General features: G+C 74.8%; 13 protein-coding genes and 1 pseudogene. 8 read left to right on the plus strand and 6 right to left on the minus strand.

The genetic code is table 11. The features are described from left to right. Positions 1-32: 32 nt before the first annotated feature. Positions 33-896 carry a hypothetical protein gene (locus ACOBQU_RS18330; protein WP_423628324.1) on the plus strand — a complete coding sequence of 288 codons (864 nt, stop codon included), beginning with the start codon at positions 33-35 and terminating at the stop codon, positions 894-896. Beyond that, a complete protein-coding gene (locus ACOBQU_RS18335; RefSeq protein ID WP_423628326.1) occupies positions 893-2,464 on the plus strand; it encodes a tetratricopeptide repeat protein in 1,572 nt (523 codons plus the stop codon). Before ACOBQU_RS18330 ends, ACOBQU_RS18335 begins: the two co-directional genes overlap by 4 nt. 74 nt (positions 2,465-2,538) lie before the next feature. On the opposite strand, the gene ACOBQU_RS18340 is transcribed toward ACOBQU_RS18335, so the two are convergent. The 3 genes from ACOBQU_RS18340 to ACOBQU_RS18350 all read right to left on the minus strand — a co-directional run bounded on the left by ACOBQU_RS18340 (position 2,539) and on the right by ACOBQU_RS18350 (position 6,184). After that, positions 2,539-3,207 carry a hypothetical protein gene (locus ACOBQU_RS18340; protein WP_423628328.1) on the minus strand — a complete coding sequence of 223 codons (669 nt, stop codon included), beginning with the start codon at positions 3,205-3,207 and terminating at the stop codon, positions 2,539-2,541. Beyond that, positions 3,204-4,505 carry a hypothetical protein gene (locus ACOBQU_RS18345; protein ID WP_423628330.1) on the minus strand — a complete coding sequence of 434 codons (1,302 nt, stop codon included), beginning with the start codon at positions 4,503-4,505 and terminating at the stop codon, positions 3,204-3,206. The genes ACOBQU_RS18340 and ACOBQU_RS18345 overlap by 4 nt, the downstream gene beginning before the upstream one ends. A 407-nt stretch (positions 4,506-4,912) precedes the next feature. Further along, entirely contained in the window at positions 4,913-6,184 is a 1,272-nt protein-coding gene (locus ACOBQU_RS18350; RefSeq protein ID WP_423628332.1) for a PucR family transcriptional regulator, read from the minus strand. Positions 6,185-6,762: 578 nt separating this feature from the next. On the opposite strand from ACOBQU_RS18350, the gene ACOBQU_RS18355 reads away from it, so the two are divergent. From ACOBQU_RS18355 to ACOBQU_RS18370, 4 genes are all read left to right on the plus strand, one after another. Continuing rightward, complete coding sequence (locus ACOBQU_RS18355) at positions 6,763-7,611, plus strand: DUF4394 domain-containing protein (protein WP_423634576.1); 849 nt, start codon at positions 6,763-6,765, stop codon at positions 7,609-7,611. 163 nt (positions 7,612-7,774) lie between these two features. After that, positions 7,775-8,296 carry a hypothetical protein gene (locus tag ACOBQU_RS18360; protein ID WP_423628334.1) on the plus strand — a complete coding sequence of 174 codons (522 nt, stop codon included), beginning with the start codon at positions 7,775-7,777 and terminating at the stop codon, positions 8,294-8,296. Further along, the gene (locus ACOBQU_RS18365) at positions 8,293-9,417 is read left to right on the plus strand and encodes a hypothetical protein (protein ID WP_423628336.1); all 1,125 of its coding nucleotides are present in this window, start codon (positions 8,293-8,295) and stop codon (positions 9,415-9,417) included. Before ACOBQU_RS18360 ends, ACOBQU_RS18365 begins: the two co-directional genes overlap by 4 nt. A gap of 136 nt (positions 9,418-9,553) precedes the next feature. Beyond that, positions 9,554-10,882, plus strand: a complete 1,329-nt coding sequence (locus ACOBQU_RS18370; protein WP_423628338.1) for a PQQ-binding-like beta-propeller repeat protein — start codon at positions 9,554-9,556, stop codon at positions 10,880-10,882. A gap of 47 nt (positions 10,883-10,929) precedes the next feature. Here the strand turns inward: ACOBQU_RS18370 and ACOBQU_RS18375 are convergent, their stop codons facing one another. The 3 genes from ACOBQU_RS18375 to ACOBQU_RS18385 are packed head-to-tail and all read right to left on the minus strand — an operon-like array spanning position 10,930 to position 13,654. Beyond that, positions 10,930-11,430, minus strand: coding sequence for a hypothetical protein (locus ACOBQU_RS18375; protein WP_423628340.1), 501 nt, complete (start codon positions 11,428-11,430; stop codon positions 10,930-10,932). Then, positions 11,427-12,968 (minus strand): ATP-binding protein, encoded by a 1,542-nt coding sequence (locus ACOBQU_RS18380; protein ID WP_423628342.1) that lies wholly within the window; start codon positions 12,966-12,968, stop codon positions 11,427-11,429. The genes ACOBQU_RS18375 and ACOBQU_RS18380 overlap by 4 nt, the downstream gene beginning before the upstream one ends. Then, on the minus strand, positions 12,965-13,654 hold the full coding sequence (locus ACOBQU_RS18385; protein WP_423628344.1) for a response regulator transcription factor: 690 nt from the start codon (positions 13,652-13,654) through the stop codon (positions 12,965-12,967). The genes ACOBQU_RS18380 and ACOBQU_RS18385 overlap by 4 nt, the downstream gene beginning before the upstream one ends. Positions 13,655-13,798: 144 nt before the next feature. On the opposite strand from ACOBQU_RS18385, the gene ACOBQU_RS18390 reads away from it, so the two are divergent. Together ACOBQU_RS18390 and ACOBQU_RS18395 are read left to right on the plus strand one after the other, a co-directional pair. Next, positions 13,799-14,449 (plus strand): hypothetical protein, encoded by a 651-nt coding sequence (locus ACOBQU_RS18390; RefSeq protein WP_423628346.1) that lies wholly within the window; start codon positions 13,799-13,801, stop codon positions 14,447-14,449. Continuing rightward, positions 14,446-15,530, plus strand: a pseudogene (locus ACOBQU_RS18395) (peptidoglycan-binding domain-containing protein). The gene ACOBQU_RS18390 and the pseudogene ACOBQU_RS18395 overlap by 4 nt, the downstream one beginning before the upstream one ends. Positions 15,531-15,573: the final 43 nt, after the last annotated feature.

Below are 15,573 nucleotides of genomic sequence, written 5' to 3' on the forward strand. Positions count from 1 at the left end.
TTCATCGGGCAGCGACCAAAGGAGCTACGCGCGTGGATGCTTCCTCACCCGGCCTGCTGAGGGCGCTGTACTCGGCGTTCCTGGCCTTCGACCCGAGTCGGCACACCTCGGCGTGGGACGAGTTGGAGCGCGTGGTGACCGCCGCCGCCCGCCACGACGAGGCGCTGGCCCGGCTCTGGTCCGCCGACCCCATGCCAAGGAATCGGACAGCGCTGGCGTGGTGGCACCTCGCGCAGGAACTCGACCGGATCGGGTCGTACGACGCGGACCTGCACCACGCGCTCACGGACTGGTTACGGCGGCAGGCACCGCCCCCGCCCGCGCCCACCGCCGAGAGCGGCAACGTGATGGCGGATTCGGTGCTGCACGGCCCGACCGTGCAGGCCCGGGAGATCCACGGCGACGTCCACTTCCACGCCACCGCACCCCGGCCGACGCCGTCCGCGCGCCCGGCACCGCGCCAACTCCCCGCCGTGACCGCCCTGTTCACGGACCGGGAGGACGACCAGCGGGTCCTGGACTCGGTGGGCCTGCGGGGCTCCGCGCGCGGGTCGCGGATCCTGGTGGTCACCGGCCTGGCAGGCGTGGGCAAGACCAGCCTCGTCTCCCGCTGGCTGCAGGACCACAGCGGCGACTTTCCCGACGGGCAGCTCTACGCCGATCTCGGCGGCCACTCAAGCGACGAGGAGGGCGGCCCGGTGTCCCCCACGCCGTCCTCGAAGCCTTCCTCATCGCGCTGGGCATCTCGTCGATCCCCGCCGACAGCGCCCAGCGCGGGGCGCTGTGGCGCTCCGCGACCGCGGGTCTGCGGCTCGCGGTCCTGCTGGACAACGCCTTCACGGCCGCCCAGGTACGTCCGCTGCTGCTGGGCACCGCCACCGGGCTCACCGTGGTGACCAGCAGACACGCGCTCACCGGCCTGCGGGCCGACGGGGCGTACGTACACCGGCTTGAGGGACTGCCGTCGCGGTCGGCGGTGGAGCTGCTCGCGGTCGGCGGCGGTCAGCGGGTGTGCCGGGAGCCCGGCGCCGCCCAGGAGGTGGTCCGGCTCTGCGGGTACATCCCCCTGGCCGTCGGCCTGGCGTCCGCGCAGCTCGCCGTCCGTCCGCACCGCTCCGTCTCCGCGCTCGCCGAGAGCCTGTCCCAGGGGCGGGGGGCCATCGGCACCCTGCGGGTCGACGGGGAAGCCGTCATCCAGAAGGCGATGGACCTGTCGTACCACCTCCTGCCCGCGGCGGCCGCCCTCCTCTACCGCCGGATGGGACTGCTGCCCACGGACCGCTACGACCCGTTCATGCTGACCGCGATCGCCGGGGACCAGCACGCCCCGGACGACGGGCACACCACGGACGCCACCGTGCAGACCCTGCTGGAGGCGCACCTCCTGGAGGAGGTCGGCCCGGCGACCTACCGCCTGCACGACCTCCTCCTTCCGCACGCGCGCCGACTCGGCGAGGAGCAGGAGGACCCCGGCCGGCGCCGCGGCACCCTGCGGGGCTTCGTCGACTGGTGCCTGGCCACCGCGGCCGACGCGGAGCGCATCCTCAGCCCGAGCCACCGGCTGCCCGGGCACGACGTGCCCGGGACCACCGCCGCCCCCACCCCCCTCGCCGGTCCCGCGGAGGCGCTGGCCTGGCTGGACACCCACCGCCACACGATCATGGGGGCGATCCGGACGTGCGCCCGCGCGGGCTGGCACACCTCCTGCTGGCGCCTGACCGACCTGGCCTGGCCCCTCTTCCTCCGCCTGCGCCCCACGGACCTGTGGATCGAGGCGCACCGCCTCGGCCTCGACGCGGCACGCGCCAGCGGCTCCCGGCCGGGCGAGGGCCGCATGCTCACCTCGGGCGCGATCGGACTGCGCAACGCCGGTCGGTACGCGGAGGCCGGTGACTGGTACCGGCAGGCCCTGGCCATGGCCCTGTCGGACGGGGACGTCCGGCAGCAGTCGCAGGCGATCAGCGGCCTCGGGCACCTCTGCCTGCTGACCCACCGGCTCGACGAGGCCCGCGAGCACTTCGAGCACGTCCTGAGGCTCAGGGAGTCGATCGGCTACCGGCGCGGAGCCGCCCTCACCCGAAGACGCCTGGCGGAGACCGCCGTGGAGGCCGGGGACCTCGCCACAGCCGCCGACTACCTGCGGCAGGCCCAGGACGCCCTGCGGTCGCTGGGAGAGACGTACGAGGAGGCCCGCGTCCAGGCCGAACTCGGTCACGTCCTGGTCAGCGGCGGGGACCACGAGAGCGGTGTGCGGGGCCTGCGCGAGGCGCTCGGCCGCTTCCGCTCGGGCGAGGCCGCGTCGGAGCACTGGGAGGGGCGGTGCCTGCGCTGGCTGGGGCTGGCCGCCGAGTCGCGGGGCGACAGGACGGAGGCGGCGGACCACTACGCCGCGGCCCTGGCCCTCTTCCAACGGATCGACCCCTTGGAAGCGGAGCGCTTGGCGGACCGGCTGCGCGCGCTGTGACCCCAGCGCGATCGACCGTGCCCCCGCCCTCGCCGCCCTTCCCGTACCGGCGGCTCCCGCCTCCCGCACCGGCGTCAGCGCGGCGCCGCTCCGGGCGGCACGGCGGCCACGCAGCACAGGGCACCGGGGCTCCCGGCCGCCGACCACGCGTGGACCAGGGAGGCGGTCACCCGGGTGAGGCCCGCTCCCGGCGGCTCCGCCCGCGCACCGCGCACGCGCACCAGCGTCCCCGTGCCGCCCCGCACCCCCACCGCGGCGCCACCGGCGTCCAGGCAGGGCGCCGCGGCCACGAGACACCCCAAGTGCCGCGCCAGCAGGTCCTGTACGCGTCGGCAGGCCGCCGCCCGCGGCAGGGGCGCGCGGGCCACCAGCACATCGGCGTGCTCCACCAGGCCGGGCCGCCGGGCCTCGTCCGGGTCCACCCGCAGGTGCACGTCGCACGGGAACCGGCCAGCCGGGTGCGTACACGGCGCGGGATGCCAGGAGGACAGGCCGCGCGCCCGGTCCGGCAGCACCCCGGAGCGGACCAGGGCCCGGCCGCACCCGGTGTCCGCGTGCCACGCCACGGAGACGGTCGCCGCCGCGAGGCCGTCGACGCCCCGCCACGTGCCGCACCCCGGCGGGGGAAAGCACACCACGGTCCAGGCGGCACCGGGCCCCGGCAGCGGGCCCGGCAACGGCGTACCCGGCGTGGAACGGGACGGCGCCCCGTCCGAGGGGGGCAGCACTCCACGGTCGCTCATCGCACCGCTCCCCGCTCTCCCCGCTCTCCCCGCTCTCCCCGTTCTCCCCGTTCTCCCCGTTCTCCCCGTTCTCCCCGGTCTCCCCCTACCTCCCACTCCGCCAGCGACGAGGGAAGGGGAGGAGGCTCGACGACCGGTGGACAGGCGGGCTCGCCCAGGCCGAGGAGCCGGTAGACGACCGTACGCATCCGCTGGTGGAACTCCCCGGGCGCCGACGACAGCGAGGCGGCCACCTCGTCGTACTGCCCCGGCCGACGGCGCCGCGCGGCGTACTCCAGCTGCTCGGACAGCGGGTGCAGGGGAGAGACCACCGGTGCGGCCGCCGCCAGCAGCGCCGCCGGGGAGTGTCCCGACACCTCGCGTCCAGGGGCGGAGGTGAGGAGCATGGCGGCGTCCGTGAGGGTGCCGTACGCCGTGAGAGAGCCGTGGTCGCCGATGATCAGGTCGGCCGCGATCAGCAGCGCCTGCCAGTCGGCCTCCGGAGGCACCACCGCGACCCCCCGGCAGTTCCCCAGCCACCCCCGCACCTGCCATCTTCCATGGCAGGCGTACACGTTCGGGTGGAGCAGCAGCGCCACCCGGTAGCGGTCGCCCGGCACCTGGGCCAGGAGCTGCGGGAGCAGCGAGTCGAGCCGGGTGAACGTCGAGCCCAGCCCCCAGGTGGACGTCACCACGACAAGCCGCTGGTCCGGCTCGATCCCGAGTGCGTCGCGGTAGAACCCGCGTCGGGGAAGCTCCGCTCTGATCCGGTCGACGCAGGGGTCCCCGACGACGTGCGCCCGGGGCAGCGCCTCCGGGCAGGACCGCGCCAGCTCCTCCAGGTCACGCTGGTGGGAGTAGACGATCGCCGTCGGCACGACCCTGCCGTCGTGCACCAGGTGCACTCGGCTCAGCATTCCCGGCGTCCGCCGGTGACCAGGTGCGAGCGACCTGGTGTCGGTGAGCAGTTTGATCTGTCCGGCCCCGTGCGAGATGCGCACCAGAGGGGTGCGCAGTTCGTGCAGCCCGCGCGAACCCGCGGCCAGCGCGAGGTCGAACTCGGTCCGCAGGGCCTCGTCCCAGGGCACCGTGGTGATGCCCAGGTCTCCCAAGTAGCGGTTCACTCCGCTGCCGAAGGCATGCGGTGCGACCGTGAAGACGACCTGCACCCGCAGGTCCGCCTGGAGCAGGCCGAAAACCTCCCGCAGCCGCTGGGCGAACGTCACGGTGTGGACGACCACCAGCACCGTCTTGCAGTCCCGTACGGTCAGCCAGTGGCCTTGCTCGATCAATGCGGTCTTCGTGGTCCCCAAGGACATGCGATCCCCCATCGCTCGTCACTGTGTCCGGCAGACGGGGGCTTCCCGGCACTCCTCGCGGAATCCTTGCAGGGCCCTTGCAGAATTCTTGCCGCCCGGCGTCAACGGCTCGGGGCGCGTCGCGTCGGCCCGACGCGGGGGCCGAGCGCGGTGGTTCCAGCGCGTCGCAAGGGTCCCATGACCCTCAGCGCTTCACCGCGGCAGCGTAACTCCGCGGCGGCGCCCCCGAAACGGGGCGGTCCCTCCCGCGGGCCCGCCTGACGCTCGTACATGTCCGATGACGACCGTCGCCGAGCCCTGCGGGTGTCGATGCCGTGAGTGTCCAGGACGCTCTGGCGGTTCTCGTCCATCGCCCGCGGGTAGTTCCGCGCCCGGGAGACCGCGTGGTGCGCGGGCGCCCCCGGCATTCAGCCCCACGCCCCCGAAAGGCGGCGGGTCACCACCGAGCTGAGGACGCGTACGCCGCGTGTCGAGGCCGGGGCCAGGCCCGTGAGTTCCCGGACGCGGCGCAGGCGGTAGTCGAGGGTGCGGGGGTGGACGTTCAGGGCGGCGGCCGTGGTGGCGCGGTTCATGTCGTGGCGGTAGTACGCGTCCAGCGTCACGACCAGGTCGGGGCCCGGGTCGAGGCGGCGGCCCACCGCGTGCAGCCAGGTGTCGACGAACGGCACCTCCCCCAGGGCCAGTTCGGCGTGTACGTCGGCCAGGGTGTGCGCCCGCGTCAGCGCGGACGCCCGGCGCAGCGGGGCCGCCGCGCTGATCCGGCGGGCCCGGTCGAGGCCGTCGGCCAGCTCGGCGGCGGGCGCGAGGGCGGTGCCCGCGGCGCAGGGGCGGCCGAGGGCGTCGGCGACGTCGCGCACCAAGTCCCGTACGGGGTCCTCCTCGTCGTCCTTCCGGCCGGGTACGGGGGGCGGGTCGCCGCCCCCGGCGTCGGCTTCGGCGTCGGCATCGGTGCGCGCGTCCGGGCCGGGCACGGGCACCAGCGCGATCAGCTCCCCCGCCGGGGCCCCGGCACCGCCGTCGCCCCGCCACGCCACCGGCACCTGGTGGGCCTTCGCCAACGCCTCCATCGCGCCCGCGCGTTCGAGGTCGGCGCCGGGCGGCCCCGGCACGCGGACCACCGTCACGGCGTACCAGCCCGACGCGGACAGCTCCGTGCCGAGGGCCTCGGCCAGCTCCGTGGCCAGCGGGTCCCCGGTGAGGAGCGCGCGGGTCAGCAGCGCGACCTGCTCGGCGTACGGCAACCGGCGGCGCAGCGCCGACACGAAGCCGCGCTCGTAGGCGCTGATGCCGCGCTCGCCCTGCGGGCCGAACCAGCACATCAGGCGGACGAGTTCGGCGGCGGCCCCGCCGCTCTGGGCGTCGGCGGCCTCGTTGACCTCGCGGAGCATCAGCGCGGTGTGCAGGCGCAGGATGTGCCGCCGGGACGCCGACGACACGCCCGCCTCGGCGCGCGCCGAGCCCATCGCCGCGATGTGGGCGAGGTCGGCCTCGGTCAGGGGCGCGTTGTCCGGGGCGAGTTCGCCGGTGCGGCGGCGCAGCCACACCGCGTAGGCGAGGGTCTGGGACCGGGCGTGCGCGTCGAGCCGGGCCAGCTCCGGGATCTCGCGGGCGTAGGTCTCGACCTCCCGGCGGGCGTTGGCGGCCGCGTTGCGGGCCAGTTCGGCGAAGAGGTCCCCCATGGGGGCGAGCATGTCAGCGGGGCGAGCGGGCGGGCAGGGGAAAACCGGACGGGGTCCTCCCGTCTTTGTCATCGCGGGTGAATCGGCCCCGGCGTGCGCCCCGCGCGTTTGTCACCGCGCGCAAACTTCCCCCCACCAGGGCCTTCTTGACGTCCGCCGAGCTTGTCGCGCCCCGGCGGCATGCGCTTAATGAGGAGCGAACAGCCCCCGTTCCGCAGACGCACCCGCACCGACTTCGTTTCGGGACGTCCGACTGGGACCACCGGTTTCCGACCCACCGGTTTCCGACCTACCGGTTTCCGGGATCACGCCTTCGGGGCTCGCGACCTTCGGGCCTCCGGACTCCCGGCCTTCGGACTCACGACTTTCGAACTCACGACTTTCGGACTCACGACTTTCGGACGGCGAGGTAATCGACCATGGGCTCCTCCAAGAGATCCAGGATCACGAGATCGAGAACGAGAACGCCCGGACGGGAAACGGAAACGGAGGGGACGGAGAGAGCGGAGAGAGCGGGGAGAGCGCAGCGAAAGGGAAGGGCGGGGCTCGGGCGGCGCGCCCTGGCGGCCGTCGCCGTGCTGTCCGCGTCCGCCGCGCTCCTGGCGGGCGCGCCCGGCACCAGCTCCGCCGCCCCCGACGCCCCCGGCAGGTCCGCCGCGCCCCCCAGCCTCCGCGCCTTCGGCATCACCGGCGACGGCACCCTGATGGCCACGTTCACCACCGACCGGCCCGACGTGCTCGACTGGGTGCGGACCGTCAAGGGCCTGTCCGGTGACCGGAAGCTCATCGGCATCGACTTCCGCATCCAGAACAAGCTGATGTACGGCGTCGGCGACAAGGGCGGCATCTACACGATCACGACTCCGCCCACCACCCCGGACGTCACCGTCACCAAGGTGTCCCAGCTCACGGTGGACCTGTACGGCACCACCTTCGGCGTCGACTTCAACCCGGCCGCCGACCGGCTGCGCGTGATCAGCGACTGGGGGCAGAACCTGCGGCACAACCTCAACGACAACACCACCGCCGAGGACGCCACCCTCACCACACCGCCGGACCTCGCCCCCACCCGGGGCGTCACCGCGGCCGCGTACACCAACAACGACCTGAACGCCGCCACCGGCACCGTCCTGCACGACATCAACACCACCACCGACCAGCTCGTCCTCCAAGCCCCCGCCAACAACGGCACCCTGTCCCCCGTCGGTTCGCTCGGCCTCAACACGGGCCTCAACACCGGCTTCGACGTGTACAGCTATCTCACCAACGGCAAGACCACCTCGAACGTGGGCTTCGCTTCCCTCACTCCGAACGGGGCGAACAACCCCTCGCTCTACAGCGTGAATCTGTTCACCGGTGAAACGGCGTCCACCGGTGAGTTCCCGCTGAACATCACGGACGTCGCGATTTCCCTGTCCGGGTACTGATTCCGTTACGTCAGGGGGAATGCGGCTACGCCAGGGGGAAATCGACCGGCTCCGCCATCCGGCTCAGATTTCCTACGTCAGGTGTTCCCGGTGCTGCCGCGCCGACAGCCGCGGTGGAATTCTGCTGGACAGGCAGCGAGCACGAGCTGTCCAGGGGGATTTGATGCGGGAAGGTCGACGCGTCAGGTACGCGAGCGCGGCGGCGCTCACCGCCGCTCTGGTGATCGGCGGGGTCTCGGGCTGCGGCGGCACCGGCCCGGGCCCCGCCCACCCGGGCGGCTCGGGGCGCCCGGCACCCACGGGCACCGGTACGGCCCCGCCGGACGGCGGCGGCGTACGGCCCGCGTCTTCCGGCGCCCCCGGCACGCCGGGCGACGGCACCGCAGACGGCACCACCGGCGGCACCACCGGTGGCTCCACCGACGGCAGCGGCGCCGAGGGCGGCGACGACATCCCGCCCGTGGCGCCGCCGCCCGCCAGCCCCGGCGGCGCGGGCGACGACGGCAACCAGGTCCACGTACCCCCCTTCGGCGACCCCGGCGGCGCCGACTCCAGCCCCGCGGCCCCCTCGTGCGGCGAGCCCGCCACCCCGGCACCCCCGTCCTGCGCCCCGTCACCGACCGCGCCCACCGGCACCGCCACCGGCAGCGGAGTCGCCCCGCCGGTGACCCCCACCGACCCGTGACGCGCCCCTCACCGCGCCGACGGCCGCGGCACCCGCGCGCGGCGGCGCGGCGGCGCACCGGCAGGCCGACGCCCCGCCCGCCCGGCCGCGGGCCCCTGCCCGCACGGACCACGGCCCCGGACACCCCGCCCACCACCAGCACCGGCACCGGCACCGGCACCGGCACCGGCAGCAGGCTCGACTACGCCAACTCCGCCATCGGCGCGGGCTCGTTCGTCCTCGGCCTCATGCTGTACGCCGGATACCTCTACGTCAGCGCGTTCTACGACTACTTCCGGCTCGGCACCTTCGCCGTCGGCTTCGACTCCTTCGAGTTCGCCCTGCGCAGCCTGCGGCTGGTGACGCTGCCCGTGCTCACGGCGCTTGCGCTGCTGTTCCTGGTCCCGCACGTCCCGGAGCTGCTGGCCCTGCTGCGGGTGCCCGAGCGGCACCTGCGCCGCGTGCGGGGGCTCGGCCGGGCCGTCGCGCGGCTGCACCTGCCGCTGATCGCCACCGGGGTGAGCCTGATGCTGGCCTGGCCCCGCCTGGGGTCCTTCCAGTGGGCGGCGCCCGTGTGCGTCGCCGGGGGGCTGCTGCTCGGCCAGAGCCCGGCGGCCGTCCGCGGCGCCCCCGGGCGGCGGGGGCGGCGGCCGCGGCCCTGGGAGCGGGCGGTGGCGGTGGTCGTCGCCGGGGCGTTCCTGATGTGGGTGGTGGCCCTGGCCGCCGGTGAGCTGGGCCGCCGGGACGCGCGGCACGCCGCGGACCACCTGGTGACGCGGGTCGCCGTCGTCGTACTGAGCGAGGACCGCCTCAGCATGACCGGGCCCGGCCTGGTCACCGAGGACTTGGGCAAGGGCCTGCGCTACCGGTACCGCTACAGCGGGCTGCGGCTCCTGGTGGAGCGGGACCACCGCTACTACCTGCTGCCGCTGCGGTGGCGGCACGACCGGGACGCCACGTTCGTGATCGAGGACGACGACTCCGTGCGCGTCGAACTGCGGCCGGGAGTACGGGCGGGAGCACGGCCAGGGGCACGGCCAGGGGTGCCGCCAGGGGTACGGGGCACACCGGGCGGCGTCCGTGCCGCAGGCCGTGCGGCACACTCTGAGCATGTCAACTCCTGCGTCCCCATGGCCACATGAGCAGCCGATATCCGGCCCCCACAGCGGCGGCCAGGTGCCCGCGGGCTTCGGGCCGCCCGTTCCGCCGCCGCCGGGCGGATTCGGCCCGCCCCCGCCCCCTCCGCCGCGGCGGCGGCGCCGGACCGCGGTGGTCGTCGTGGCGAGCGTCCTCGCCGTCGCCGTCGCCGTGGCCGTGGGCGGCGGCGCCTGGTACGTCACAAGCGGCGGAAAGGACAGCGGCGGCGGCAAGAAGGAGGGGGCGCGCCCGCAGCCCGAGGAGACCGTCCCCAAGGACCCGCGGGCCACCTTCCACGGCCAGGCGCCCACGCCGAAGCTCCCCGGGAAGGAGGGCACTTGGCCCGTCAAGGGCTCCTGGCTCACCGACAAGGTGTACGCGAAGTCGTCGGTCGGCAGGATCACCGGGATCGACGCCGCGACGGGCCGGACGCTGTGGCGCATCAAGAAGCCCGGCCAGTCGTGCGCGGGCTCGCCCGAGGTCGGCGCGGGCGGCATCGCCGTGGTGGTGACCGCGCCCACCGCGCACGACGACCGCGGCTTCCGGGCGCCCTGCACCCAGGTGACCGCGTTCAAGGTCGACACCGGTGAGAAGCTGTGGACCCGGTCGGTCACCATCGGCTACCAGAAGGAGAAGACGGCCTTCAACCAGGCCTCGATCAGCGGCGACACGGTCGCCGTCGGCGGCCTGTACGGCGGCGCCGCCTTCGACCTGCGCACCGGCGCGCTGCGCTGGAAGCCCCGGGCGGGCGACCGGTGCCAGGACGTGGGCTACGGCGGCGGGGCGCGGCTCGTGGCGGTGCGCGCCTGCGGCGACATCGGCGCCGAGTCGGGCAAGCCGCGCTGGAGCCACCGGCTGCCCTCGGGCGTCCGCGGCCCCAACGTCATCTCCACCGACCCGGTCGTCATCGGCCTGGACTCCGGCGAGATCAGCGCGTCCGGCGCCACCGACGTCTTCTCGCTCGACGGCCGCGGACGGCTGCGTACGAAGATCAGCCTCACGGACGGCCGGTACCAGCACGAGTGCGGCAGCGCGTCCCTCGCCAACGACTGCCACGGCATCGTCGTGGGCAACGACCGTCTCTACGTGCCGACGGCGCGCCGCACCTCCTCCGACGGCATCAGCTCCACCAACGAGATCATCGCGTTCTCCCTGGCCACCGGGAAGACCACCGGGCAACGGGCGTCCGCGGGCGACGGCGGCAGCCCGATCTTCCCGATCCGCATGGACGGCGACGCCGTCCTCGCGTACAAGAGCATGCTCGGCACGCAGGTGGTGACCCTGGAGGGGCGCACGATGCGGATGCGGTCCAGGACCCTGCTGACGTCGAAGCGCAGCGCCAGCTCCCTGGTGCCGCTGTCGTCGGAGCTGCGGTACCGGCGGGGCCGTCTGTTCCTCAGCACGGACCTGCTGGCCAAGCCGACGGGGACGCGTCCGCAGCCGATGATGCTGTCGTTCGTACGGAAGTGACGTGCCCTCCGGCGACTGGTTCAGCCGGTTCAGCCGGTTCAGCCGGTTCAGCCGGTCAGGAACTGGGCGCAGCGGTAGGGGCCCAGGCGCTCCTCGGGACCGGCGAGGGTCACCTGGACGTCGTCGGGGCGCATGCGCTCCTTACGGTGGACGTAGGCCTGGGTGCGGGCCAGGGTGCAGACCAGCTGCCCGTGCATGAGGCGCTCCTTCTCGGTGACGCCCCTGAGCTGCGGGGAGCGGAGCGTGATGCGGGTGCCCTCGCCGGTGACCTCCCAGGAGCCCAGCTCCACGAGGCTGGTCAGGCCCCGCTCCTGCTCTTCCGGGCTCGGCTCCATGAGCAGCTTGATGACGCCGCCGGTGGCCTGGATCTCCTGGCCGGGGCGGGTGACGCCCTGGAGGCCGCCGCCGTGCACGAAGTACAGGCGCAGGTCGCGGGTGAGCCCGGTGGCGGGCCGCGCGCCGCTGACGACGCCGGTGTCGCGGATGCCGCAGGCGGTGAGCGCGAGGGCGATGGCAGCCAGGGCGGCGGCCTTGCGGGCGGGGGTCACGGGGCCTCCGGGCGGTCGGTGGCCCGCAGCGGCAGGCGCAGGGTGAAGACGGCGCCGGGCCGCCCGTCGGGGCGGTTCGCGGCGTCGACGGTGCCGCCGTGGAGGCGGGCGTTCTCCAGGGCGATGGCCGTGCCGAGGCCGCTGCCCTCGGAGCGGGTGCGGGCCTGGTCGGCCTTGTAGAAGCGGTCGAAGACCTGCGCCAGCGCGTCGGGCGGCAGGCCGGGCCCGTGGTCGGCGACGGTGAGCGTGGCGGTGTGCGCGTCGGCGGTGAGGGTCACGGTCACGGGCGGCGCGCCGTGCCGCAGGGCGTTGCCGACGAGGTTCGCGACGATCACGTCGACCCTGCGTACGTCGATCAGCGCGGCGAGCCGGTCGGGCAGCCGCGCCTCCACCCGGTCCGTCCAGGCGCGCAGGGACAGGCAGGAGCGGACCGTCGCCGCGAGGTCGGCCTCGGTCAGGCGGAGCCGGGCCACGCCCGCGTCGAAGCGGGACATCTCCATCAGGTCGTCGACCAGGCGCGTCAGGCGGGCCGTCTCGGCGCTGACCGTGCGGGCGGCGTGCGCGGTGTCGGGCGGCAGCCGGTCCGCGTCCTCGTCCAGGACCGTCGCCATCATCGTCATCGCGGCGAGCGGGGTGCGCAGTTCGTGGGAGACGTCGGCGACGAAGCGGCGGGCCTTCGCCTCCTGCTCGCGCAGCTCCCCCACGGAGGCCTCAAGGGCGTCGGCGGTGGTGTTGAAGTCCCGGGCGAGGGAGGCGAGTTCGTCCCGGCCGCGCGGTACGACGCGGGTGGAGAGGTCGCCCTCGGCGAGCCGCCGCGTGGCCCGGCCGAGGTCCCGTACGGGGCGCAGGACCGTACGGGCGGCGAGCAGCGCGAGGGCGGCGGTGACAGCGAGCACGGGAAGCAGCCCGTCGCGCACGGACACGAGCAGCGCCTCGGTGTCGCGCTCCTCCGCGCGCAGCGGCTTCACCGTGAAGACCTCAAGGCGCGAGGTGCGTCCGCCCTCGTACGTGACGGGCGTGCCGACCGCGAGGTACGGCTCGTCGCGGTACGTCACCCGCTGCGCGCTCATGCGGCCCGACGCCCGGACGGCGGCCCGCAGGTCGGAGGTGATGCGCGGGTCGTCGGGCGGGCCGTCGGACGCCGCCTTCAGGTTCTCGTAGCGGGCGACGACCAGCGGGCGCTCGGCGAGCCCGGCGGCGACGGACGCCGCGAACCGCTTCAGGGAGCGCTGGTCCGGGGGGATGCCGAAGTCGGGGGCGAGGATGTCGACGCGGGCCCGCAGGTCGTCCTGGGCGGAGTCCTGCGCGCGTTTGAGGAGGGCGTCACTGGCTTCGCGGTAGGCGAGGGCGGTGGCGGTGACGGTGCCGAGGAGGGCGACGGCGAGGAAGGCGACGACCAGGCGGGTGCGGAGCCCTCGCGGGACGCCCCAGGCCCGCGGTGGCCGCCGCCGCGGGGCCCCGCGGGTGTTGCCGCTTCGCGGCTCGTCCTCAAACGCCGGACGGGCTGGATCTTCGCCGGTGCGGCCTTGGTTCTTCACAGCGGGCCGAACCGGTAGCCGAAGCCTCTGACCGTCTGGATGTAGCGGGGGCGGGACGCGACGTCCTCGATCTTGGCGCGGAGGCGGCCCACCGCCGCGTCGACGATGCGGGAGTCGCCGAGGAAGTCGTGGTCCCAGACGGAGCTGAGGAGCTGCTCGCGGGTGAAGACCTGGCCGGGGGACGCGGACAGCTCCAGGAGCAGGCGCAGTTCGGTGGGCGGCAGGGCGACGGGCGTGCCGTTCCGGGTGACGGTGAGGCCCGCGCGGTCGATGTCGAGGCCCGCGTACGAGTCCCGGGCGGCGACGGGCGTCGCGCGGCGCAAGGCGGCGCGGATGCGGGCCTCCAGGACGGGGGCGGTCACCGGCTTCACCACGTAGTCGTCGGCGCCCGCCTCCAGGCCGCCGACCACGTCCTCGTCGTCGCCGCGCGCGGTCAGCATGATCACGGGGAGGGTCGGGCGGTCCGCGCGGGCCCGGATGCGGCGGCACACCTCGAAGCCGTCCAGGCCGGGCAGCATCAGGTCGAGCACGGCGAGTTCGACGCCCCTGCCCTCGGGGGAGTCGAGCAGCGCGAGGGCGGCCTCACCGGTCCCGGCGACGGACACCTCGTACCCGTGGCGGCGCAGCACCAGTTCCATCCCGTCGCGCACGGACGCGTCGTCCTCGATCAACAGCACATGCGGCATGCGCTCGATTATGGGCGAGCGGAGGCGCGTACGGGCTGGTCAGACGGCCGCTGGGCGGGAAAGGCGGGCGTCTCGGGGGGATTGTTACGCGCTCATCATGTGCTCATGCAGTGCCCATCACGCGGGCGCCGGACGGTGTGCCGCATGACGCTCACCACTGTGTTCCGCGGCCGCCGGTGCGCCGCGCTCGTGACCGTGCCGCTGCTCGTCCTCGCCGTCGGCTGCCAAGGCTCCGACGGCGGCGACGGAGGGGGCGGAGGCGACGGCAAGGGCGACCAGGTCGCGTCCGTGCCGGAGGAGGGCGGGAAGTCCGGCGGGGACTCCGGCTCATCCAAGGGCTCCGGTGACTCGACGGGCAAGAGCGCGTTCTACGACGCCCAGATGGACTACGTGCGCTGCATGCGCGGCAAGGGCGGCGCGCCCGGCTTCCCCGCGCCCAAGCTCAGCGGGCACCTCGACTTCTCCAAGATCGAGGAGCTGCCCGCGATCGGCAACGGCGAGCAGTTCAAGGGCGGCAAGGACGGCGCCTGCGTCGAGGAGATGCGCCGCGCCATGGACCTGGAGCCCAAGCGCGACAAGCAGCAGGACTACGAGTCGATGCTGGCGCACGCCAAGTGCATGCGCGACCACGGCGTCTCCAAGTTCCGCAACCCCACGATGACCGGCGACGGCCCCATGCCGGGCGGCGACGTCGGCTACCCCGCACCGGAGATCGACACCGCCACCGCCACGTACAAGCAGGCCCGGCAGGCCTGCGCGGACAAGCTGCTCGACGGCCTGGACGGCATGCAGTGAGGCGCCGCACCGCGTGGACGGCGGCGGCCGCCCTGGCCGCCGCCGGGGCCGTGACCGCGGGCGCGCTCGCCTTCGGCGGCGGGCGGGGCGACGGCGCCAGGGACGAGGGCCCGGCGGCGCCGCCCGCGACCGCCGAGGTCGTCCGCACCGACCTGGTGCGCAGCAAGACCGTCGACGGGAAGCTGGACTTCGCGGGGCGCCGGGCGGTGAAGTCCCCCGTCGAGGGCACCGTGACCGTCGCGGCCCGCGCGGGCGCGCTGGTGCGGCAGGGCCAGGCGCTGTACGAGCTGGACGACAAGCCGGTGACGCTGCTGTACGGGCCGGTGCCGGTGTTCCGCACCATGAAGAAGGGCGACCGCGGCACCGATGTGCTCCAACTGGAGCGCGCGCTGCGGGACTTGGGGTACGGGGCCGGGCTGTACGTGGACGTGCGGTACGACGCCGCCACCGAGGCCGCGGTCAAGCGGTGGCAGCGGTCCCTGAACCGGGAGCCGACCGGCAGGGTCGGGCTCGGGCACGTCGTCTTCCAGCCGGGACCCGTCAAGGTCGTGGCCGCCGACGCGGCCCTCGCCGACCGGGTCGGCCCCGAGGCGCCCGCGCTGACCGTCGCCTCGCCCCGGCCCGTCGTCCGCGTCCCCCTCGACCAGGGCGACGGCGCGCTCGCCGCGCCCGGCACCCGCGCCGAGATCCGCCTCGGCGACGGGCGCACCGTGCGGGGGAAGGTCACGGGCACGGTACGCGACGAGCGGGCCGAGGGCGGCGAGGAGGACGAGGGCATCACCGTCGAGATCGCCCTCGACCGCGGCACGCGCGCGCCCTCCGGGAAGGCGGCGCGCGAGACGGCCAGCGTCACGTTCGTCAGCGAGCGCCGCCGCGGCGTCCTCGCCGTACCCGTCGAGGCGGTCGTCGCGCTGCGCGGCGAGAACGGGGGTACGGGCTCCAGCTCGTCGACGGCGGAAGCGGCGGGAGCGGCGGGGGCCGGATGGTGCGCGTGGAGGTCGGCATGGCCGCCGACGGGCGGATCGAGGTCAGCGGCGACGGCCTGCGGCCGGGGATGCGGGTGGGGGTGGCCGCGCAGTGACCGCCGTCGGGGCGCAGCCGCCCCGCTACGAAGCCGGGGCCGA

Source organism: Streptomyces sp. G45 (assembly GCF_049542095.1).
GTDB lineage: Bacteria > Actinomycetota > Actinomycetes > Streptomycetales > Streptomycetaceae > Streptomyces.

Coding starts and splice junctions, on each gene's coding strand:
- ACOBQU_RS18340 (WP_423628328.1), bottom strand. CDS start 3,207: ATGAGCGACCGTGGAGTGCTGCCCCCCTCGGACGGGGCGCCGTCCCGT.
- ACOBQU_RS18345 (WP_423628330.1), bottom strand. CDS start 4,505: ATGTCCTTGGGGACCACGAAGACCGCATTGATCGAGCAAGGCCACTGG.
- ACOBQU_RS18390 (WP_423628346.1), top strand. CDS start 13,799: ATGACGCTCACCACTGTGTTCCGCGGCCGCCGGTGCGCCGCGCTCGTG.
- ACOBQU_RS18360 (WP_423628334.1), top strand. CDS start 7,775: ATGCGGGAAGGTCGACGCGTCAGGTACGCGAGCGCGGCGGCGCTCACC.
- ACOBQU_RS18350 (WP_423628332.1), bottom strand. CDS start 6,184: ATGGGGGACCTCTTCGCCGAACTGGCCCGCAACGCGGCCGCCAACGCC.
- ACOBQU_RS18385 (WP_423628344.1), bottom strand. CDS start 13,654: ATGCCGCATGTGCTGTTGATCGAGGACGACGCGTCCGTGCGCGACGGG.